Here is a 22670-nt window from a genome sequence, read left to right on the forward strand (position 1 = left end):
TCAGGGCTTTGTCGTTTCTGGCATTCAGGAAATTTGCTCCTCTCTCCATGGATCGTTTCCGCACCTTTTCGGTCATTTCCGCAACCCTGCCCTTCTAACACCGTTACGTTGGTGCTAACCAAATCAATCTAAGCACAGCGCGTCGGTAGCATTGACTGGGTCATTAGACAGCTTCCGGCCCAGGCTGTGTAAAAACGTTTTAGAGCAGGTTTGAAGGTCCGAATCGGAGCGAAAACCGCGTTCCTACACAAATTTCAGGACCACTGATCTGCCAATCACTGTCAGATTTTACGTAGCGACGCAGACTTCAAAACTGGACCTGCGTTTTTACACAGTCTGGGTCAAAAACGGACAGTCAAGCATGTGCGGCTTTTGCCCTGCCTCGAATGTGACGCACGCAATCTAGAAGCAACAATCCACCACAAGCCAGATAGGTATATAGGTCAGCCACTTATGGACGCGACGCGGACCGTACGGCTTAGTGATGTACCCGGCCCCGAAAGCTGTCGGTCAATGCATCAACTTGAGCGCCTAGACATTCGACTAACTACTGATAGGCTCATTCAAAGACGGCTGTGCAAACGAGGCATCAGCGACAAAGCTCGCAGGGAGGCGGAAAATGTTCGACTTGGCAGTTATCGGGGCCGGTCCGGCCGGCTGCGCCACTGCAATTTGGGCGGCAGCGCGTGGGCTAAACGTCCTTCTTGTCGAACGATCCGAATTTCCCCGATTCCGTCCGGGCGAATGCCTCCATCCCGGCATTGAGGTGCTTTTTCGGGATCTTGGTGTTCTCAATGAGGTGCTTGAAAGATCCTCGGTGAGGCCGTCGACCCGTACAGTAGTATCCGAAGGACGCCGGTCTGTTGAACGTTTCGGCGCCGATGCCAACGGTCAGTGGCAGGGATTGCATGTTTCGCGCGCTGACCTAGACGCCATCCTCTTGACTCGGGCGCAGCAGCTTGGGGTCACACTACACATCCATCGTTCACGGGTAACTCCGCTTTCCAATAATGGAAAGATCGAAGGCGTCGCGTTTGATGGCCGGATGTTCCGCTGCGCATTCGTCGTCGACGCAAGCGGACAGTGCGCATGGCTGACGCGTGCTTTGGGGAGGAAGCATCTCCCAGCATCGCCGCGCATGACCGTGTTCTACGGTTACTGCCACGGGCATCTTCCTGAAGGGCAACTTTTCGAAGCCAGCGCGGCCGGTTGGCATTGGATGGCGCAAATATCGACGACCGTCGTGAACTGGACATCGCTCCATTTTGGTGTTCACCAGAGGCCGCTACCGCCAGAAACAATGTCTTCGCTATCGTCTTGCGGCCGCAGCGGCGGCGCGGACGTTACATGGCGTATGGCCCCCTCTGTTGCCGGATCGTCATTTTTCATCACCGGAGACGCAGCATTTATCACCGACCCCGCTTCCGGGAATGGCGTGCTTCGCGCCGTCATGTCCGGCATCAAGGCTGCGCACAACGCCCGCGCTGTCCTCACCGGGCAGGCCACGCAGGCCGAGGCCGCCCAGGACTACCGGACGTGGATGAGACACTGGTTTGAGGCAGACACCGCCCAATTGGCGCACCTGTACGAAACATTGCGGAAGGATTGGCACGCACCCAGCTTTGGCGATCACGCAACACTCGGCGTTTGAACTGAAGAGTATCTGAAGCCCATTGGTATCGTTTTCCTACTGAAGCAGGAGGTTATCGTGTCGAAGACGCTCATCCTGAATATCCGGAACAATACATTCCCCATGGCAACTATCCGGCCCGGCACCTACATCGTGTGGAGGAATCTCGACCCTTATCCGCACTCTGCCGAAACCGAAAGCAGCGCGGAATTCTTCTTCAATGCAGGCCCGCTACTGCCTGGCGAGGTTTCGGCGCCGGTAGTCTTCTCCGGTCTAGGTGATTTTCCGTACCGCTGCCGCTATCACGCAGGTATGTCGTCAATGGTGCATGTCCGGGCCGACGCTCCGGCAGCCGGCATTGCCGAGAATGGCGCCCCCGATCACGGAGGGCACGGAGGGCACGGCACCTTTAATCATCTGCATGGATTCGTCACCGGCGGAAGAACAGGGAGCCGCTTCTTCATGTCGCACACGCCGGTTCTAGCCGATCCTCGTCACAGCTACCAAGTCATCCTGCAAGGAAGCCTGACCACGCCGGAGCATATCCAGGCTTATGAAGCCATCCGCAAAAGCAGCTATGGCGACCGGCGAGTGCAGATCTTCCACGGTCACACTTCGCTGCCGGACATACGCGACGGGATAACGAAAGTGCTTCCAGAGGCCTCGTTCACGTTTTACCCCGATCTGGCACATCCGGACGATGGGGTAGACATCCCTGGCCTCGAACAGAACATCCCGGTCAGCATCGATAAGGTTCTTCATTTCCATACCTTCGATGTCGATGACGACAGCGGCGACGGGGCGCTGCGATACCTGGTCTATGGCGATATGGACGATATTTTCATCGACCATTTCATGAACAAGGCGCCTAGCTACCACTCGGTAGCGAAGCTTGCATCAGCCCCGTCGTTCTGGACCGAGGCGCAGCGAGGTGGGGTCGTGCAGCTATCGGTGCCCGCGAAAAGAATTGAGTATTTGCCGGCCAAGTTGCTTCAGCGAATCGCGTTTGTCGACAACAGCTTCCATGTCTTCTGGCTACCGCCGAGCGGGCTTTACACGCCAGCGCCCCTGGATCCCCTTTTCCCGCGAAAAGCCTTCAGTCGGGCCCAGCCGTCTGAGTTCAAGGGTGGCCCATTCCGGCACGAGGTTGTGCTGGCAGACGGTACACCAAGCCAGATAGATGTGGCGCGGTCGCTTCATTTCGATACACGGCTTCTCAACCATGGAGTCTTCCTGCCCGACGACGCCTGATGCCCCGGTCGAGCTGACAATTTTAGGAGGAATCATGACCCTGACCGAGCAATTGAAAACGATAGTTCTCGACGCGCTGTCGCCCCATGGTTGGGGCGAACTATTTGCCCTCCACGGCTTGGATATCACTGTCCCGCCGGACAGCCTAGAAGAGGAAATGAGCAGACCTTTGAAAGTAGACAGGAACGTGCCGGGATTCGAGGAATTTTCTCTGGCCGGGGTTCGCGGGGTGGAGCCAGGAAACCTGGGCTTGAGCCTGCTCTATCACGCCCTAGCCAGCCCCTGCTGCGCCGCGTCGTCCTTGTCGGTATTTCCAACACTCGCCCAGCTTGATGTTGTCGAGAATTACATCTATAGCCTGCGTCGTATGACGCTGGCGGAGCTTCGGGACCCGGTTCTGGCGGTTTTTGCGTATCAGTACCGGGACCAGCGGCGCACAACACATCGCCAGCACGCGGATATCGCCTTCTCCCGCACGGGAGTCGCGCGAGTAGGGACGCATTCCCCAGAGTACGACGGCCCCTCACGCGGCTACGTCGTCAATCCTGGTGCCGGCATCAAAGGCTTCCGGGTGCTTCCGGCCCGCTATGGACTCTTCATAGCGGAACGGCGGGTGCGGGGCCGCGACGGCGCCGTCCTGCGCCCCACGAAGCTCGATGGCGAGCTGACATTCTTGTTTCCAGTTCTCAAGGTTTTTCCGGGCGACGAATGCCTCTTCCGTAAGGATGAGAACGACAACCTGGTGCCTGTTGACGTCGGTGCAGTCGACTTTGTCGATGTGCATGTCAATGAAAAGCTCTCGCGGGTTCACGACGAACAGGGAGGCGAGAACGATGCGTTTGTGCCGCCCCATCCGACCATTCCATTCAACCTCAAGGCGTATCCGTTCATACGGGATTCTCGGACGGACAAGACACTGGTGCAGCTCTCGGCTGTCGGTGCATCCTGCCAAGTCATGCCGGTCAGCGGAAAGGTAGTTGCCACGGCGACCCAGAAGGTCGGCGGCAAGGAAGAATTGGCCCGCTTCATAGTTCCAACGAAGCGCCAGACGCGGGAGCGATGGAACCGGTACTGGTCAACGCTGGAAATCACGGCGCGCGACAATAGCCGGGCCGCTCCTGAGTACCTGAACATCCGCCACGAGCCGAACGCCGACGAACTAGCGGATCTGAATCAATTGGATTCAGCCACATTCGCATCGAAGGTTCTTGAGACCGGCGGCTATGAGGCTGCGCACTTCATCGACAATAGCTGCGACGGGGTGCTTACCGTGAAGCCGGTCGGCGGGATCAGCCTGCCGATCCACTGCGCCTTTTCTCTCGTCACGGCGACCGATTACTTCCCCCAAGTCGATCAGGTCGAAGTCGAGGAATGGATGGAACGGCAACAGAATCTCCCTACAGGGTTGGCGAACATCGGTTTAGTATTTCCTCAAGGCGCTCCGCAGCCGATGAGTGACGGCCGATTCACTTGGTACTTGGCGGGCGTTCAGGATATTTCACTCTCGTATCAGCTTCCCAATTGCAACCTACCGCATCCGCTCGCACCGGAGCGGTCGGCCTTCGGGCTGGACGATCCGAGTAGCTTCACCGCCACCGCCATCGTCGGGAGTCCCGGCATTGCATCGAGCCTGAAACCTATCCCAGCGCCGCGCCGGACACTAAGTTGGTTGCCCGACGCGGCGGCCGATTACTACGCGCCGGGATGGGATGTCTCGCAGCATCAACACGATGGCCGCAACATGATGGTGTCCTATGGGCTGGGAAGTCCGTTTCCCGAAGATGCCAAGCTGTGTGCGGCGCTGAACTCCTTTTGGCCGGCCGTCGCGCCGGATTCGAGCCGTACCTATGGTTTCGGGCCGCCGATGCCAGGCCTTACACCCCGGCATCTCTTCACGTCGGTCCCTTTGACAGATGGCGAACTGGGCTATCACCCGCACCATCCCCGTGTGCTGGCGAGTGAGGTGAAGAGTGAGGCGGGATGGGACGGCGACTACGGCCCGTATCTGTCGCTCGACAACGGGACGAGGTACGTCTGCGCGTCAAATCCGCTGCGTGCGGACCTGACCAAATCCGCGCTTGACGGTAACCTGCAATTTGCCGGTTTGGATACCATAACGACCGACGCCTACATCAGCCGCATTCACGCGCTGAGCTGGTGTCGCGAAAACATTGACGATTGGTGCCGGCGCAAATTCGGAACCGTGTTCAATCATCGCAAGATCGGCTGGTGGCTGGTGTCGTTTGAGGTTGTGCCGAAGTGGGAGGACTGGCAGAGCACGATCCTGCCACGGCTCAGCAATGACTTGACTGGACCAGGTTACATCTTCGTGTTCGCCACAGTCGGAGATCGCAACGAGTTCGACAACCCACCCATCCGGCTCCGGTATCCGCTGCTGAACCGGATGGAGATCCGCCTCTCCGAGCTTGACGGGTTCCATCCCGACAGCACAGCCGAGCCCCGTCCGGTGACCATCCTGCGCAAAAACGACGACCAGGATGAAAGGCTGTAGCTTGGATGGCCCCACGGTTGATGAGTTTCAGCCCCGACGTTGGTGTCACTCAGTATTTCGACGAGTTTCTCACCAGCGTCTGGGTTTCAGTGGATGAACCCGCGGGATTTTGGCGTTGGCTCAGCACAGTCAGAGGCAGATTTACCGGCCCGGCTATCGCTACTTCAAGTTCTCAATTTTGCTGATGGATTTGAGCCAGCGCGGTGAGCTGACGTCCAACCTGTTCGCGCCTGCGCCGAGGCGTGCCGCTGAGCATCTTATGGCCGTAGTCGATCAGATTAACCAAAGGAAAGAGCGGGGCACTGCGTGTATTGGGCGAGTCACGACCGCATCAACTTGGGCGATGCTTCGAGAGATGATGAGCTAGCGATACACTGCGTGTTGGGAAGAAGTAATAGGTGTGCGTGAGGAAGTGTGTCCGCTATCGGCCAAAAAGCGGACGTTCACAACCAATCGCTACTAGCCAAAAGCGGTCACCTACAAAAGATCCGAATCGAAGGTATAGTTCGAATTCCCATTAAGCTGTTTGCACTTCTGCTGCACGCGCAAATGGCTCTGCTGCTTCATCAATGCCGAGGGACTCATCAAAAACAATGGCGGCCAAAATAGATTCAAACTTTTCTACATGCCGAACTCCACCTCCGCGCAAATAGAAAAGCCACAACTCAATCAATTGCTCACAAATATTTTCGCTGATATCAAGAGTCCCCGCCAGAGCGTCGACTGCTTGTTCCATGCTGCACACCTCATTATGAACGTGGGCTGCCAAGCTTGTAAAAGCAGCTCTTGCATTCTTCGACCGTTTGGCTTGAATTAATGCTCGAATTGCAAAACGAGATGCGAGCACTTCAGCCTTATCCAGTTTACACACTCTTATCACCGCTTCGCCCTGGCAACTCAAACGCTTATATGTCCAATTTTCTGTGCGACTAATATGATCACTGTAACGATGTGAATAGGGGTAAAACCAAAGAATAGATCCGAGAACAGGATAGTCGTCGCTCTCATAAGCCAGCGAACGATCAAGCAGTGGATCGTGGCTTTTTTTAAATGCATTACATATTTTACAGGTCACGATTAAATTAAGAGGCTCGAATGTGAACTGGGGATACCCAAATGTATGTTGACGATGCTTATCGTCATTGCTTCGACCCTTATCTATAGTGCAGTCTTTTGTGGTGGACTTCGGTAAAATATGATCTAACTCACGATGACCCACCTCGTCAAGATCAATTACACCCTGACAGTAAGCGCATCGATAACCCTGTAATTCAAGCAGTCTTTTTCGATATGCAACGACTTCGGCTTTGGCAGACCAGGCTTTTCCTTTGTGGCCACGGACTCCTTCAAGTAGCGCATCGTCATCGTCTGAGAAATCGATAATTTCAAACATCCATGTTCTCCTGGGCCAGCCTCGCTTCAAGATCTTTGATGATACTTACGAGCACATTTCTCAATGGGTCCGTGACCGGCAATGTCTGCAAGTCCCGAGATAGTTCGTCTTTAAACAACTTGTATTCGTCTACGGTGACCGGTTCACCACTCCTGAGCAACCCCAACGCAATATCCGCGGTTTTCGTAAAAGCTGGAGCTCGCGAAGACGGTACCTGGAACACTTCTTCATAAACGTCAGAAGCTCGCCAGCCAAACGTATTATTGACGGTTTTCGACCTGACGACCTGCCGCCCTTCCTCGTCAACACCGTGATTCACTAGCGCTTCTACTCTGCCCCATTCAGGGTCTACCCCTGACGCGATCAGAGGGGAGTGTGTGACGATGACGGCCTGAGAACCTTTAAACTCTCGAAGAAGCTTATTTAGTGTTGGTACATAGGTTTGCTGCCAGATCGGATGCAGACTGTTCTCAGGTTCATCGACTAGAATTAGGCTTTCTTGCGTTACATCAGCGCATAAGCCAGCAAAACCCGCGATCCAACTCCACTGTCCCGAGCTTAGATCCTCTCCGTTGAGTTCTAAATCAACTGCAGCACTTTCTGCACCAACGCAAGTATCATTTTGAATCTTATAAAATGTGGTATGACTAATTAAAACAACACCTGCCCGCACGTAGACCTCAAGCTCATCACCTCCGATACGACATCCCTGCGGCGCTGGACTCTCCAGCTGAATTCGACCATCCTTAAAGACAAATACAGGAGGCTCATCAGAATTAAAAATCTTAACCAGCTCAAAAAAACCGTAAAAATCAAGATTCATAATTCGTCCAAGTGCTGCTTCTAGTCTACCTCCAAGATTGTGAACATAACTAGAATCCAAAAAAGGGCGAAGAGAGTATTTATAAATACGCTCCATTGCTCGTTCGGGAGGGCCACTAATGCGGCCCGGCTCCTTTGCATTGAATCTCCGCCCATGCATTGACAACTCTCTTTCCAAACGCAGCAAGATTCTTATTTTAGGCCTGAAACCAACCTCACTAAAAATGGTACTAAACAGGTGGGCTCGCCCAGCCAGTTTGTCAGCGTTTAAAAATAAAGCGGTCATCAATGCTCTTTCGCTGGGGGCCGTTCCCGTCATCCCGTTCGACGCTCTGGGTCCTAGATATAAGAACTCCTTACGAACCCCTTGCCTCGCTTTGGAAACAGATATGCCTAAAGAGTAATTCCGCATCCGTGGAAATCGATCCAGCGGAGTTCCCGATATACAAGTAATAGAATCAGGAAAACAACCGTCACCCCAATTGGTGCCTTTGCTCTCAAAGCTTACTGTTTTCGCCCCGGCTTTATTTGTCTCCCCAGTCGCCGCGTCGAGTATTTGCCTCAATATGAAGCTTTTTCTACTTCCGTTTTGGCCGATCAGAACCGAGATCCAAGTATCGAAAGTAGTATTTTCATCTTCGTACAAATTTACTTGAGCATCTAAATTGCTTGTGGTTATTTCAAACGAACGCAACATTTTTTGTTATCTTCCCTGTCCAGCCACAATGGCTTTAATTCAAAAAATAAAAAACCGCCACAAATCTAAGCCCACCAACATTCCTCCCCCAGTCATGACATCAGCCTCTCACTGGCAGATACATGATGAACATTGATGAATCAGATGACTGGCGAGAAAATATTGATAATTACTGCGTTAAATGCGGCGCTTCTGCATTATTCGTTAGGACCCGACCAGCAATTCTCGGCACAATTAATTCCCACTTTTGAGTACGATGATTCACACGGAAGGTCTCTTCACACCTATCAGAATGACGCACCAACACAGCCGCCACTTCACAGTCCTCAACCTCAAGACCCAGATTGAATGACTTTGCCGTACGGCCTACAACCCGACCATTCGAATCCTGAATCAGATACCTGCCTTCATGAGCCTTAAACGCAAGCGTGTCGCCTGGCTGAAGCGTCGCCAATGCCTTATGTATTGAAGCAGCAGGGTCATGACGCCCTGCGAAGTCGAGATCAATATCTTTCAAAGCAAGCTGTAGGTAGCGCGTCTCCAGCTCTGTGAGGAATTCACCTTGGAAGGTGTCAAACATGACCTCCTCGGTAAGATGACGGCTGAAAGGATTGCCTCCTGGGAATTCACAAACGGTCAGCGTTTGCTCGGCGCGAGTCATGCCAACATAGTAAAGTCGGCGTTCATCAGAAAGCGTTTCGGGCTGAGTGGACCAGCCGCCATCAAGAACCACGACATGGCGGAACTCCAATCCTTTGGCAGAATGGATCGTGCCTAGGTAAAGTCCCTTCCTGGGTTGCTGTCGCAACTCCCGGAAATAATCGTATAGCCAATCTACCAGCGTCTGGGCGCTCAAAGGGCATTGTCCGAACTCTGCCGTGAGCTGATCAAAGGCAGTTACCAATATGTCATACCAACCCTGCGCGAGCTGCCTTTCGCTCATGAATGTCCATGCCTGGGAAGCACTCACCGGTTTAGTAATCCCGCGTAGTGTTTCAACAGCCTGCACGAAGCCACGCTGAGCGGTCAGAGGCAAGTCGCCTTCCTTATCGGCTGCAAGGCAATACGGAACGCCACGTGCTTCACACCAGGCCTGAAGAGGCAGCAGGTACTGGTGGGTGCGAGCCAACACCGCGCAGCCTTGCCAATCCTCGCTGTCCAAACCGAGCAGACGCTCCAGCTCCGCCATCGCAGCCTGAGCCTGCAGGTTCGCTCGGGCGTAGCCTTCGGCCTCAATTCTCAAGCGAACCACGCGCCCTGCCCGCTTGAGATCCAGGGCCTCCCAATCTCCGCCCTTCGGCCGTGCGCGACGGACAGTGTCGATCTGAATCGGGTGATCGTGCTTGAGTCGATCGGGGTTACGGCCAATGACGATGTTAGCCGCATCGATGATGTAGCCGCTGGAGCGGTAGTTGTCTACCAGATAGTTCTTTGTGGCCGAGTAGTCCTCGCGAAAGCGCTCTATGTATCGATTGTTAGTGTCACGCCAGGCGTAGATGTTCTGGTCATCGTCACCTACTGCCAAAATACACAAACGGCCTTCTTCTTCGGATTTACGCCCGGCCAATGCACTTACGAGACGATACTGCAGGTCGTCAATGTCCTGGTACTCATCGACGAGAATGTAGCGGTAGCCTCGCATCAGTTGCTCGCGTAGATCATCCTCGCCTTCTACCTGACGCTTGCCCTCTAGCAACTCAACAGCCTCTTCCATCACCTGGCCCAGGCGTCCTTCCTCGACCGTTTCACCTCGCTCGAAGCGGGTACCTGTCAGGCGCATTGCCATGCGGTGATAAGTCATCACGTTGACCCCAAAGGCATCGGGGCCAACTAATTTAAGCAACCGCTGTTTGATCTCGTTAGCCGCGTGACGGTTGAAAGTCAGAGCCACGATGCAACGCGCCGGCACGCGTCGAACTCGCAAAAGGTAAGCGATGCGGTGCACGATCACGCGAGTCTTGCCTGAACCGGGACCCGCCAGAATCAGACGGTTCACGTCATCGTCGTCGGACACGATAACCCGCTGGGCAGCACTGAGCCTCTCGACGATTCTGCGCCAAGACTCTTCGCTTGTGGCTAGCTTAAGTACCTCTTCGCGATTTGCGAAGTGGCGGTCAATAAACTCCTGTTTGGCTAGCGTGAAATAGTGTTGAACCAGATCAAGGGCTTCCGGCATTGATCCGAGCCCAACCTCGGCATACTCGCGCATAACGTGAACCTGAATACGTTTTTCTCGGTAATGCTCATCAAGGCGCTGGTAGTCATCCTTGAGATACCCGGTACGTTTTTGCGCGTCGACTTCGATCGTCATAGCGCGACGCATGACTGTCATGCCGTGGTTCAACGTAAGCACGTCTTGCTTGTGCAGGTACAATAGTACGTGCTCAATAGCCTTACGGCGCTGAGCGTCCGGGATTCTGGAGCGCAGCTCAAGATCCTGATCAATCAGATTCGTGAGCTCGCCGAACGTAGTATCGACCAACAGATCCTTGTTGCGGGACCCCGCCGGCAATTTGCCAATCAGAAACGGGAGAACCACAGCAGCCAGAGCACGTCTGCGGTCACCCAATCCTTGAATGCCATTCCAGCTGTACCCACCGCGGATGCGCAGTTTGAGGAAATCCTGACTGATCTGACGCAGTTCGAAGCAGCTGCGCATCTGACTCTCACTGTCATGATCCTGGGCCAAACTGCGTAGCAGTCGCAGGACATGTAGCGGTATCAAATCTTTGTTGCCAGTGGCTGTTTTAAGCGTCGAGGTCAATAGCGGCACATTGAGATCCTGCCACTCCCCGTTCTCGGCATCCGGCGCCAGCTCCTGCAGCAGATCGAACAAGGCAGACTCGAGTCTTAAGGTCACTTGCAGGCGTTGGGTTGAAGGGAACACAACGCCGTGTCGAACGTATAAAGTGAGCTTGGAGTCATTGACTAATATCCCCAACTCCTCCATCTGGCGCAGTGTCGCAGCAACCTCTTCGGACGTGAGGCTGGTCAGTGCCATCAGGGCGTCGGTATTTACACGCTCATCAGCACTCGCCTCGTACAGATAACTCAGAATGGCCTTGAATTCTTCCAACCGTCGGGTTGGCAGTTTGGCAGCGGTCAGACGCTTGTCAGCTTCCTCCTTGGTCAGCTTCAGACTTGCCGGAAAGATCTGGGTCTGATTCTCTCCCCTTTTTAAAAATTGTCCGCGCTCAAGCCAGGAAACTGCAGTGACAACCTTAGTTTCAGCATCGCGTTCCCCGGCCTCAAAACTGGTCTCGACCTGCTCATCCATTAATACTTCGCCAGCTGTGATGACGAGCCTGCCTCCCTTGCGTCGATCGCTTTCTCTGCGAAGTTTTCGCAAGATCTGCTGAATATCGCGAAGGGTCAGCTTCGACCCTTCGCACATCCCGAACTGGTTCTCTATATCCTGTGCGTCATACAGAAGAACGCATCGAGCTTGTTGTTGATCGCGCCCAGCGCGGCCAGCTTCCTGCAAATAGTTTTCCAGTGATCCCGGAATATCAGCATGAACCACCAGACGAATATCGGATTTGTCTACACCCATGCCAAAGGCGTTGGTGGCAACGATGATCTTAAGTTCCGCGGCCTTGAAGGCGTCCTGAATGTCCTTTTTCTCGTGAGGCTCCAGCCCTGCGTGAAAATGTTTACAGGCCCAGCCGTTGCCGATCAAAAAATCCGCGAGTTCTTCAGCACCTTTGCGGCTAGACACGAAAATCACCGCCCCGCCCTCGTTCTCGCGTAGCTCCTCTTCAAGCAGCGCCTGAGTATGGTGGCGCTTCTCTGAACGGGCACAAGGCAGGACTTCGAAATGCAGATTGGTACGTTCATGAGTACCGATGAACCGCTTAAACGTGATACCCAATTGCTCTTCAAAGTGCTGTTCGATGTCCTCAAGCACATCAGGTTTGGCTGTAGCCGTAAAGCAGCCGATCGCTGCGAGCTGACCGTCACCAGTGAAGTGTTTGATGAAACGCGAAACGTAGAGGTAATCGGGGCGAAAATCTGCGCCCCATTTGGACAGGCAATGCGCTTCGTCGAAGATCCATGCGCCGACCTGGCGTTGGGTGATTGCACGGCGAAAGGCCTTGTTGCGAAACTGCTCAGGCGAGACAAGCAGAATGCCTACATCTCCCAACTGGATCCTCTCCAGAACCTCGGCCCGTTCAGGCATGGTCAGCAGGCCGTTCAAAGTCGCAGCACATTGGACATTGCGAGCAAGGAGACCATCGACCTGGTCCTTCATCAGTGACTGCAACGGCGAGATGATGATTGTTAGGCTGCCGTTGCGATGAAAACGGTTCAGGGCAGGCAGTTGATAGCATAGGGATTTGCCGCCCCCTGTAGCGAGAATCCCGAGCACGTGCTTACCCTGCATACCCGCCAGCACTACGTCATGCTGTAGGGGGCGCCCGTCCGGCTCAGTCCGAAAATCCTGAATTGGGGCGAAGTAACGCCTGAGCTCGTGGCGAGGATCATGCGTAGTGCTGCAGTAGCCGCAGTGGCGGTCGCCGCAGGGTACGTCGCGTAGCTCGGCGATCAGTCGACCGACCGCGGGAAATTGGTGGCGCACCCAGGGCGCCAGAACTGAGTTGCCGCCCGAGACGCGCAGCCAAGCCAGCGCATACGCTAAGGGCCAATGCAAGGTCACGTCCAAGAGGTCGGTTTCCAGCAATTGGCTCAGACGAGTGCTGCAGACCTTGAGAGCACGAGTGAGGGTCGGGTCAGTCTCGCTTAGCAGCTCGGGAATCAAACTGCGCAATTCTGTGAGGTGTTTTGGCTCTTGGTCAGTGATCGAGGCGAAGAACGATCCCAGGTCGCTCTTAGGCGTTGAGGCGAGGAGCGCTTGGTAGCAGAGCAGTTCGACCTGGTGCTTAGTGTTCAGAGTTGCGAATGCTTGGCGCTGGTCGTTGAACAAAGTCAGCGTTGAGCGGCAGTCGGAGAGTGGTGAGTTGAGACTGTCACGAATGAGCTTGTAGTCTTTGATCAAGCGGTGATAAGGATTCTGCGGAAAAGCCAACGGCGACAGGCGCAGAGTGTCGATCACCGGCAGTTTGTGTAATTCCAGGTGCGGGGCCTGTTCTTGGAGTATCGGCAAGTCATGGTCGGAGATATTATGGCCAAGTACGAAACTGGCGCCATGTCCTAATCGATCTAGGCCGTCAAGGGCGGTGGGTAGATCCTTTTCGACCTTATGCTCGAGCTCCTCTCCCGTGTCAGGACGCATCGCGCCAACCATAAAGATGCGGTCAGGCTGATTGGCTTTGCCGGGGACCACTTCAAGGTCAAAAATCAGGCTTTTGGGTAGCGTCACTGAAACCATACGAACAGCATCCTTGCAAAAAACTACGTGGCTCGTGTCACTTTAACGGCAAATAGCCAGCACAGATAGCTGTTCGCGCTCTTGGTGAGGCACGTTCACAAAGAGCGGCGAAGGGTGTCGAGGCATTAGAGCGTGAACAGATGCGGGTTGAGATCACATCGTCAACGCCCTCCTAAGCTGGCATTTACAGCTGAGTGAGAAGTTTCGAGACTGAATAAGTGCCAGTTTTTCGGCTAAGAGCGAACAAGCCAGATATCCGTAAAGGTTCGCTAAAGCGATTACCTTTACGAATCGTACCAAGAATGGAGTAGCTTCAAGGTTCACCGACGCTCACCGACGCTCACCGACGGTAGTTAAGGCCGTTATCCTTCGAATGGCGATCTATTGATCACTACTGCCTACCCCATCGACGTACTTGATTGCAGTGCTTAGCCCCTTTCTGATCACGCCCCTCTGTCGAGGACTACTTTCGTAGCTAGCTTTTCAAACGCCTGACTGAAATCGCCAACCCTGTTGATCATCTCGAAAAACCACTCAAAAGACTCCTGCACGAAATCCTCATCGGAAACTCTGTCAGGATACATGACGCAAAATAAGGCTCTTACAACAGCGTCCTCGTTATCTTCAATGTCGACATCGCGCCCTTTCGCTTCCAGAAAATCCCAGCATTTAACTCTGGCAGCATTCAACTCCTTTTCATTTTTTCCCCCTTCAAACCAGTATTTGTGCGCAGCTGCAAACGCGCTTTTGACAATTGGGGACACTTCTTCGTCCTGAAGAACCAAACCTACGCCCGCGCACATAAACTTCATTATGTTCCGAGCCGCTTCGGCTTCAGCCTTACCTTTACTCAACTGCTCTGAAAAATGAACGATTTGCTCATGACTAATCATGGTGGACTCCAAGTGTTGTGAGTACGGAGCTACAGGAGCGACACGCCTTTTTAGCGGTTCCATGCCCCTTGCCCGAGGTACCAATATTGACGGCTTCGCTTGTACCGCCCGCGGGATCCATTCCCGCGTCATAGGATCGGCTCAAGCACTCGATTTCTGCACACTTACCATGCCATGGCTCACGTTGATCCTTCGGCACAGCTTTTAGGGCTTTCCTGACCTTGGGATGAACTGGATATCTCGATCCACTCACCCCTACAAACACTTTGCCACCGGTACGTAGTTCCGAAGCGGCGCCTGTGGTCTTACCCTTTTTCAGTGCAGCATCTGCAGCCTTTTTGGCAGTGTCCCGCGCCAACCCCAGCGGATCAACCCAGCTAACAGGATTAGGCGCATATTCATAAAGATTCAGTCCACCCGCATAACTGATCGGGTCTTTGCCGATAAATCGCCCAATCAGCGGGTCGTAGTACCGATAACGATTGTAATGCAGCCCGGTCTCGGGGTCATGATACTGGCCCTGGAAGCGGATTGGATTGGTCAGACCGACCTGCTGCGCAAATCGAGAACGAGTTTCTTGAACTTCACCCCATGCCTTGTACTGGGCACTCCAGGCGATATCTCCTTGCTGATCCGTCAGCTCCTGAGGTGTTCCCAGATGGTCACACTGATACCAGGCCAACACATCCAGAGGTTGCGCAGACGGGCTGTAATTCCACAACGGATCTTCTTCGAGATTGAAATCGCCAGCGTGCTCGACCTGAGTCAAAAGGTTAATGAACTGATGTCGAAGCGCCTGAGCAACGGGAACAAAAGTGTCAGGTTCATAGATGTAGTGAACCGTACGACCGAGGCCTCCGTCGACCTGACCACGACTGCTTTCCCACGCAAGGTTGTCACCGTCCCAACCATACAGCGTAAAGCCACAGCCGAGCTCAAGCTGCTTGCGTGCATACTCGTTTCGGTTCCATTCGGAGCCCGCCTCAGGCCGTTGTTTACAATAGGCGACAGAATTTTTATAGAGACGCCGTCCCAGTGCGTCATAGGCGTAGTCAACGGACAAACGTCCGTCTTCGAAGTGCGCTAGACGATCAAACAGATCCCACCGCATTCGACTGTAACGACCGTCGTGCCAGCGAAGCGTCCGATTGCCGCGATCGTCGTACTCGTAGTGTGTCCCTGCATACTCTCTCAAAAGATTGTCGAGCCGCTTACTGCGAGGAGCGTCTACAGACAGCGGACGCCGATCCTCCTCATTGGCCTTGTCCAGCAAATTACCGGCCGGATCGAATGCGAACGTTTCTGTGCCGAGTCGGCTGGCAGCACTCAACAGTCGGCCCACGGGGTCGTAACGATAAGCGAGCGGACCGCGACGGCTATCATTGATGTCAGTCAACTGGCCGGCCGCGTCGTATTGATAATCGCGTTTTAGCAGAGTGGTCTTATCATCGCTGCGACCCAACATCTGCTGCTGCAGTCGCCCAACCGGATCCCACTGTTGCGTTTGAAGTAAATGGTTGCCTTGATGACGTGCGATTTCCCGGTGCAGATCATCACGCTCAAATCCGAGCAATTCGTGCTCGTCCAGGCGAAGCCCAAGCAAGTGCCCTTTCCCATAGGTTAACCAGCTGACCCTATGCCCGTCCGGACGAATAGTGGCGATACGCTGATTCAACGCGTCGTACTCGTGTCGCCATACCGCGATTGTCGACTTCTCCAGCCCCAGATAGTGTTGGTGCTCGCGCAGCAGATTACCCGCAGCATCATGGAACCACTGCAAGCGACTATCTGCATTGGAGGCTTCGGTAAGGTTGCCATTGCCGTCATAAGCGAAACTTTCGCGCTGCGTTTGATCGCCTAAAGACGCTGAACGCTCGGCCAATCGGCCCATGGCATCGAAGCTCCAGGCAATGCGCCTGCTGCCGGTGACGGTATTGGCTAGTCGCCCAGTAACAGCGTCATAGCCATAACGGGTAATTTGCCCATCGAAACAGGTCTCCTGCAACAAACGCCCTAGAGAGTCATACTGGAACTGAGCACGCTTTTCGTTTTCATTTTCCAGCACCAGTAACCGTCCACAACGATCCCAGTGATAACGCAACGTCTGTTCGCACGCATCGACCCGCTCGCCAATTAAACCGGCCGCGGTATAACTCCAGCTCGTGCACTGACCCAATCCATCCGTATAAGCCAGTAGCCGGCCTTCTGCATCGTGTTGAAAACGCTCTTCGGTTTTGTCGGGATGCTTGGTGAGCACCAAGTGCCCTGCCTTGTACTCATGCTCGGTACTGTTACCTGCCGCGTCCGTGTAACAAATCATCTGCCCACGTTCGTTGTATTCCCAACAGCTGGTTTTCCCTGAGCAGTCGACATACTCCACCAATTGGCCGGCATCGTTGTAATCGAGCTTTTGTTCGTTGCCAAGGGCGTCCTTGACCCCCGTCACCAAACCCGCTGAGTTGTAGGCATATTCGGTTTTGTTTTCCAGCGGATCGATGGCTTCGATCAGGTTGCCACGATCATCGTATGCGCGCTGCCATTGGCCACCCTCGGCATCACTGACTTTGATCAGTTGATCCAGATCGTCATAGGCGTAATGCATTACGCTGCCATCAGCCCGGATATGTTCAAGCACGTTGCCACGCTCATCGTAGCTATACCGCTCTTCGCTGCCACTGGCGTGAACATGACGGATCAGATTCTTGGCCTCATCGCGGAAGAACCATTCCGAACGCTCATCCGGATGTCGAATGCGATAGGTGTAGCCAAGGATGTCGTAGTAGTGCCAGGTTTCGTTTCCGTGGGCATCGGTGACATAGGTCAGTCGAATGTTTTCGTCCCATTCCAGGCGGGTGTCGAAGCTACCGTCATCCGCCCACTCGCGCACAGCGCGAGCCTTTGCATCCTGTCCTTGCCACTGCAGATTCATGCCACGGCCAGTGCGATCCGTGTAACGAGTAATCAAGTGATGCTGATACTCATAAACTCGGCTTGCCCCATTCTCATCCTGAGCCAGCAGAAGATCACCAGTGTCCCCATATTGATAAGCGCACAGTTGACGTTGAGGCGCACCGTCTCGAATTTCCCAGAGTCCGGTCAAGCGGCCCTGCCCATCAATCATCGTCCCCAGGTGGGCCTGAACCTCTGCAATATCATCCTGGTAAGTGATCAGGTCGGACAGCACTGAATCCTTTCCGTGACGATGCTCGTAATGCAGCATCATCCCAGCGCCATTGCGCAGCTCAACGCCCGTCAGAACGTAACGCTGGCCCCGGCGCAGATAAGTTTCCTTGCGCTCGAATCCACGGCATAGCACCAACTGATCCTCGCTGGCCCTTACCAACGTGATGTTTTCAATCGCGTCGTAGTGAGAGAGCCCGATTTTGGGGAGCGGGAAATCATGGCTGCGGCCGTCAGCGTCGTGAAAAGTCACGCCATCACTACGGCAATCAAAACGCGTGGTCAGCGCTGTGATCCAGCGAGCACCGAGTTCACTTTGGTCATACTCAGCCAGACGTGAACTGTATGTTCGCGTCCACTCGATCGGGAATGAACCGGGCAAACTGAAGTCGGTATGGCTGAGTGATTCTGAGCCCAATGCAAAACTGATGCTGTGCTGGGTTGCGGGCATTACCGCGTTTTTACAACTGTTACAGTTACTGGTTGCCGGCGCTTGTTGACTGGTTGCTTCCAAACGCCCTTCACCCGCCTTGCGCTGAGCTTTGGAGGTGGTGCCCGGTTTGACACTTGCACCTTGTCCATGAGCTTGACGCTTGCGCCAGGTAAGCACGGAGCCGGCAAGCATTTGCAACAGCCAACCAATAGAATGCTGGACGCCAGGATCGCCGAGCTTCTTCATTTGGGTTTGTAATTCGACACCCAAAGTGCGCAGCATCGAGGTGTTGGTTAATACCAATGTCTTGGCATTTTCCGGCAGCAGATTCTTCGCTGCGCTGTTGGCCACACCCTTTCCCGCAGCCTTGTAGGCGCTGTAGGTAGCGCCAAGAAAATTACTGATGGACGCCTTGGGATCATGTAGAAACTGACTGCCAGCGGCGCTCATTTTTGCACTTGCAGCCTTCATGTCGCCCTTGGCGTCGAGCTTGCCATTGACAACAGCCTCTAGGCCTTTGGCAATCTCGTTGACAGCGTCATGTCCAAGCTTTCCGGCATCATCAAGAATTGACGCAAGCTTGGGTTGAGCCTGTTTTACAAAGTCGTCGATGGTGCCAACGATGGTCGCGTTCAAATGCCCGATCAGCACTTCGATCAGTGAGTCACCCAATAGCGCCTTTGCGCTATTGCGCAGTTCCTGGCGCACCAGCGATAACGTCGGGCGCAACGTCATCCGCGCCGATGCCATGGTAGGCGGTGCAGGCAATACACCTATCAGGTTGATGCCCAGACTCACCCAGTCCAGTACCTCCCTCTGCTTGCTTTTGGCAAGGGTAACGATGTCGCCGAGCGCATCGACCAACGCCATGATGTTGCCTACCACCGGCAACGCACCAGCGACGTTTTTGACCCGTTCAAGCGTAACCACACCTCCGCTGAGAGACTGCAGCCAAGCATCAAACTTCGCCGCCCCGCGACCGACATCCTTGATGTCGATGGTATTGAGAGGAGCGACCGCAACCTGCGGTTCTCGTTTCTTTGCAACAGCAGTTTCATTTGTCATGACAGCAACTCACCGGCCAGCAGCCCCAGCCTTTATGCACAATTGTTGAACACCTCTCAAAAACAGGTATGAGGCCTGCCTCTTGGAGGTACAGAATCAAAACGTGAATTCGAACTTCAGCTGACTACGGCCCCTTTGGGACCACTTGCAATCAGCGCGGCCCCGCAGGCGGTTTTCATGCCGTCGAGCGCGATAGGTGTGCCATCGACGGAGTAAGTGCTGCTGCCCTCGGCAATCGGGAAAATCCCCTTGCACAACGGGCAACTGACCTTGTGACCGACCCCGGCAATCGGCTTGCCATTGAGGTCGGTTTGAGAGAAGGCTTCGAGCACCTTGCCACCGTGGGTGGTGGAGTCCCCCAAACGAATAGCGTCTTTCATTGCGTCACTCCTTTGACTGAAATCGTTTCCGTTGTCATGACAGCATCTCACCCGCCAACAGGCCCGGGGTTTTCAAGGAAGGTTTTGGCAGACTAGGTGCGGGCAGACTCGGCAAATTGCCCGCCTTGCTCGCCGCCCCCAGAATCCCCGACGCACTCGCCAACTTCGGCAATCCGGCCACCCCACCCTGCACCACACCTTTCACCTGCTGTGCTGTTTGCATCGCACCTTGCGCCGCCTGCATTGCACTCATCCCTGTTTGCGCCATGCCCTTGCCCTTCTCCAACATGTCCCAGCTCTTGCTCGGCAACACCTGTGCGACCATCGCCTGCACCTGACTCGGCACGTCTTCGGCACCCGGCGGATTCAACGGCCATTCCGGCTTACCGATGTAGCTGCCATCACTCCAGGTGTCCGCCGGGTCCTTGCCGAACAGCACGCGCGCCGGTCCTGGTGCAGCGCCGGCGACGCTGGCGAAACCCTTGCCGTCGAGCTTGCCCTTGATGCTTTTGCCCAAGGCATCAATGACTTCGTAATCGCCTTCCTTGATGCCTTGGCGCCCGGCGTACTGGTTGAACAATTCCAGATTGCCCTTGCCCGGTTTCGGCGGTTCCGGGAACACCCCGGCGAGACTTTTCGCACCGGTGTAGGCAAAGTTCGCCGCGTGCGCGGTGTACGGGCCGCTGGTGGCGTGGGTGATGCCGCCGGCGTTGTAGGTGGTGGCGCTGCCGCCGCCCTGAATCACCAGTTCGGTTTTCGCGGTGATGGTGATGCGGTCGGCGTTGGCGGTGATGTTGAGCTTGGCCAGCAGATTGATGCTGTCCTTCAGTGCGCGCACATCGATGTCACCGGAGGCCGCGACCAGACGCCAGCCCATGCTCTGCACGAACAGGCGCATGCCGCGACTGGCGCTGGCCAGCAGGCGTTTACCGATCGACAGGCTGGTGTGGCCGGTGCTGCTCAACGCCAAGTGTTCGCCGGTGGCGATGTGGCTGGAGCGCGGTGTGGTCAGGGCGATGCCGGCCGGGCTGGCGAGGACCAGATGCGGTTCGGTGAACTCGGGGAACTCGTTGGCGGTGAGGTTCGCCGGTCCCGAGCCGAGCACGCCTTGATGCTGGGCGTGCAATGCCTTGGCCACGTCGTCCTGATCACCCGCCTCCTGAGCCTGAAGCTCTTTGGCCTGCACCGCAAAACCGTCTTGCTGATCGCTGGCCGTCGCGAGGCGCTCGGCGGTTTCCGGCAGATCCTTGTGGTGCTTGGATTCGTTCGGGCGCGGCTCGGTGGTGATCAACAGACCGGCGCCGGCACGCACTGCACCGTGGCGGTCAGTTCTTAACTCAAAACCCTCTCCTCGCGGCTGCCCACCGCTCGGGCGTGGATGGGTCAGGTAACCGAGGTTGATCGCACTCGCACCGTGGTCACTGCGCAGCGCGATGCTGATCTCGCTGGTGGTGTCGTCGATGCGTAATTCATTGGCGCGGCTACCCTTGTATTCCTTGCTCTTGACCGTGGCCAGGGTCTTGAAATCCGGCAGTTTGTACGGCGGCAGATTCGCGCCGTGGTACAGGCAACCGGTGATCAGCGGCTGATCGGGATCGCCTTCGAGGAAGGTGATCAACACCTCCATGCCGACCCGCGGGATGTTGATCGAGCCAAAGGTTTCCGCTGCCCAGCTCGACGCCACACGCATCCAGCAACTGGTCATGTCGTCGTGCTTGCCTTCGCGGTCCCAGAAGAACTGCACCTTCACTCGGCCGTACTGGTCGCAGTAGATCTCTTCACCTTCGGGGCCGCAGACCACCGCACTCTGTGTGCCGAGGACTTTTGGTTTCGGGTGATCGAGCGGCGGACGGTAAGGCACGTCCCACGGGATCGCGCTGAAGCGGTTGCGGTAGCCCTGGTGGAAGTCGTCTTTGTTGTCAGTGGTGTCGCTGGTCACCGACTCTTCGAGCACCTGCGGCTGTTTGCCTTCGTGGAAGATTTCGGTGAGCAGCCACAAGTCATTCCAGGTCGGGTTGGCGTGCTCGGTCAGGGCGAGGAAATGCCCGCTGACCAGAATCGGTTGATCGCTGTTGCCTTCGGCCAGACGGTAGTCGCTGCGATGGCGTTCCAGCGCGCGATTGGCCAGATGCTTGCCGCGCTCGCGGTCGACGAAACGGCCGGGGTAATCGTAGTCTTCGAGGTCCGGTTGGGCGCTGCTTTTGGCGTCGCTTTCCAGCTCGATCTTCGGTTTGACGAAGTCGTAATCGCGCCGCGTGGTGCGGCTGGTACGGGTAGCCAGACGCAGGCCGAAACGCTTGATCACCGGTTTGTCGGCGACCAGCCCGGAGTCCTGCTGATAGGCCACTGGCACCAGTTTCGGGAACACCGTCTGGTCATCGCCGAAGGTCAGTTTGTGGCCGCTGGCGGTGTGCTGGAAGTGGTAATGAATCCCCTCCTCCTCGCACAGGCGCTGGATGAAATCCAGGTCCGACTCGTCGTACTGCACGCAGTAAATGCGCTCGGGATAAATCGCGCTGAGCTGGAAGTGGTAATCGCTGGCGAGGATGCCGTGTTCTTCCAAGACCTGGCTGATGATCTGCTGCACGGTCATCTGCTGGAAGATGCGCTGGTTGACCCGGTGCGCGAGGTACGCCAGTTGCGGGCGCAGGGAGATCTTGTAGCGGGTCAGGCGTTTGCCCGCCTCGCCTTGGGCAATGCTATAGACCAGCCCGTGAATGCCGGTGCCGCTCGGCGACAGCTGAAGAAACGCCAGTTTGTGCAGCACGCTTTCGAGGTTGATCGAGGCCTTTTCACTGACCAGTTCCAACTCGAATTCAAAGGGGGTGTTGAGCGCCTCGCGACCGGTGAATGACAGCACCTGGAAATCGCTGTCGATGCCATCGATGGTCAGATTGAAATGAGGCTGGTTGGCCGGTGAGAACATCCCTTGTTCCTCGCGCAATGCTGCGATCCGCGCCCGATCGATAAGGATCGAGTGGCAAAAATTCTTTGAGTCGTGAAGGTGCCTCGACCGGCGAAACCGGCCGAGGCGGTACAACCATCAGCCGTAATTAAACGACCGGAGCACGCCAGTCATCGGAAC

At 55.3% G+C, this 22670-nt stretch carries 11 protein-coding genes; 4 read left to right on the forward strand and 7 right to left on the reverse strand.

Features of this window, described 5'->3' with window-relative positions:
- Nucleotides 1-619 precede the first annotated feature (619 nt).
- The 4 genes from PMI37_RS01170 to PMI37_RS32135 all read left to right on the forward strand — a co-directional run bounded on the left by PMI37_RS01170 (nucleotide 620) and on the right by PMI37_RS32135 (nucleotide 5760).
- Nucleotides 620-1651 carry an NAD(P)/FAD-dependent oxidoreductase gene (locus tag PMI37_RS01170; RefSeq protein ID WP_008077198.1) on the forward strand — a complete coding sequence of 344 codons (1032 nt, stop codon included), beginning with the start codon at nucleotides 620-622 and terminating at the stop codon, nucleotides 1649-1651.
- A 57-nt stretch (nucleotides 1652-1708) separates the two neighbouring features.
- Entirely contained in the window at nucleotides 1709-2881 is a 1173-nt protein-coding gene (locus tag PMI37_RS01175) for a cupredoxin domain-containing protein (RefSeq protein WP_008077200.1), read from the forward strand.
- 34 nt (nucleotides 2882-2915) lie between these two features.
- Nucleotides 2916-5393 carry a hypothetical protein gene (locus PMI37_RS01180; RefSeq protein ID WP_008077202.1) on the forward strand — a complete coding sequence of 826 codons (2478 nt, stop codon included), beginning with the start codon at nucleotides 2916-2918 and terminating at the stop codon, nucleotides 5391-5393.
- 259 nt (nucleotides 5394-5652) lie between these two features.
- Nucleotides 5653-5760, forward strand: a complete 108-nt coding sequence (locus PMI37_RS32135; RefSeq protein WP_238552674.1) for a DUF4113 domain-containing protein — start codon at nucleotides 5653-5655, stop codon at nucleotides 5758-5760.
- Between the two features lie 150 nt (nucleotides 5761-5910).
- Here PMI37_RS32135 and PMI37_RS31040 read toward each other — a convergent pair whose 3' ends face one another.
- The 7 genes from PMI37_RS31040 to PMI37_RS01220 all read right to left on the reverse strand — a co-directional run bounded on the left by PMI37_RS31040 (nucleotide 5911) and on the right by PMI37_RS01220 (nucleotide 22511).
- Nucleotides 5911-6786: an HNH endonuclease gene (locus PMI37_RS31040; protein ID WP_008077204.1), complete on the reverse strand. Its 876-nt coding sequence runs from the start codon at nucleotides 6784-6786 to the stop codon at nucleotides 5911-5913.
- The gene (locus PMI37_RS31045) at nucleotides 6779-8305 is read right to left on the reverse strand and encodes an AAA family ATPase (protein WP_008077207.1); all 1527 of its coding nucleotides are present in this window, start codon (nucleotides 8303-8305) and stop codon (nucleotides 6779-6781) included. The genes PMI37_RS31040 and PMI37_RS31045 overlap by 8 nt, the downstream gene beginning before the upstream one ends.
- A gap of 169 nt (nucleotides 8306-8474) precedes the next feature.
- Nucleotides 8475-13634, reverse strand: coding sequence for a RecQ family ATP-dependent DNA helicase (locus PMI37_RS01200; RefSeq protein ID WP_008077209.1), 5160 nt, complete (start codon nucleotides 13632-13634; stop codon nucleotides 8475-8477).
- Nucleotides 13635-14077: 443 nt separating this feature from the next.
- Complete coding sequence (locus PMI37_RS01205; RefSeq protein WP_008077211.1) at nucleotides 14078-14527, reverse strand: hypothetical protein; 450 nt, start codon at nucleotides 14525-14527, stop codon at nucleotides 14078-14080.
- Nucleotides 14520-19205 carry an RHS repeat-associated core domain-containing protein gene (locus tag PMI37_RS01210; protein WP_008077212.1) on the reverse strand — a complete coding sequence of 1562 codons (4686 nt, stop codon included), beginning with the start codon at nucleotides 19203-19205 and terminating at the stop codon, nucleotides 14520-14522. Before PMI37_RS01210 ends, PMI37_RS01205 begins: the two co-directional genes overlap by 8 nt.
- A gap of 116 nt (nucleotides 19206-19321) precedes the next feature.
- Nucleotides 19322-19585, reverse strand: coding sequence for a PAAR domain-containing protein (locus tag PMI37_RS01215; RefSeq protein WP_008077213.1), 264 nt, complete (start codon nucleotides 19583-19585; stop codon nucleotides 19322-19324).
- Between the two features lie 34 nt (nucleotides 19586-19619).
- Nucleotides 19620-22511: a type VI secretion system Vgr family protein gene (locus PMI37_RS01220; protein WP_008077214.1), complete on the reverse strand. Its 2892-nt coding sequence runs from the start codon at nucleotides 22509-22511 to the stop codon at nucleotides 19620-19622.
- Nucleotides 22512-22670 lie beyond the last annotated feature (159 nt).

Origin of the sequence: Pseudomonas sp. GM80 (genome assembly GCF_000282515.1) — a bacterium.
In the GTDB taxonomy this organism is placed as follows: domain Bacteria; phylum Pseudomonadota; class Gammaproteobacteria; order Pseudomonadales; family Pseudomonadaceae; genus Aquipseudomonas.

What these genes read in the sequence shown, in the direction of transcription:
- PMI37_RS01170 (WP_008077198.1), top strand. Translation starts at nt 620, where the DNA reads ATGTTCGACTTGGCAGTTATCGGGGCCGGTCCGGCCGGCTGCGCCACT.
- PMI37_RS01180 (WP_008077202.1), top strand. Translation starts at nt 2,916, where the DNA reads ATGACCCTGACCGAGCAATTGAAAACGATAGTTCTCGACGCGCTGTCG.
- PMI37_RS32135 (WP_238552674.1), top strand. Translation starts at nt 5,653, where the DNA reads ATGGCCGTAGTCGATCAGATTAACCAAAGGAAAGAGCGGGGCACTGCG.
- PMI37_RS31040 (WP_008077204.1), bottom strand. Translation starts at nt 6,786, where the DNA reads ATGTTTGAAATTATCGATTTCTCAGACGATGACGATGCGCTACTTGAA.
- PMI37_RS31045 (WP_008077207.1), bottom strand. Translation starts at nt 8,305, where the DNA reads ATGTTGCGTTCGTTTGAAATAACCACAAGCAATTTAGATGCTCAAGTA.
- PMI37_RS01200 (WP_008077209.1), bottom strand. Translation starts at nt 13,634, where the DNA reads ATGGTTTCAGTGACGCTACCCAAAAGCCTGATTTTTGACCTTGAAGTG.
- PMI37_RS01205 (WP_008077211.1), bottom strand. Translation starts at nt 14,527, where the DNA reads ATGATTAGTCATGAGCAAATCGTTCATTTTTCAGAGCAGTTGAGTAAA.
- PMI37_RS01210 (WP_008077212.1), bottom strand. Translation starts at nt 19,205, where the DNA reads ATGACAAATGAAACTGCTGTTGCAAAGAAACGAGAACCGCAGGTTGCG.
- PMI37_RS01215 (WP_008077213.1), bottom strand. Translation starts at nt 19,585, where the DNA reads ATGAAAGACGCTATTCGTTTGGGGGACTCCACCACCCACGGTGGCAAG.
- PMI37_RS01220 (WP_008077214.1), bottom strand. Translation starts at nt 22,511, where the DNA reads ATGTTCTCACCGGCCAACCAGCCTCATTTCAATCTGACCATCGATGGC.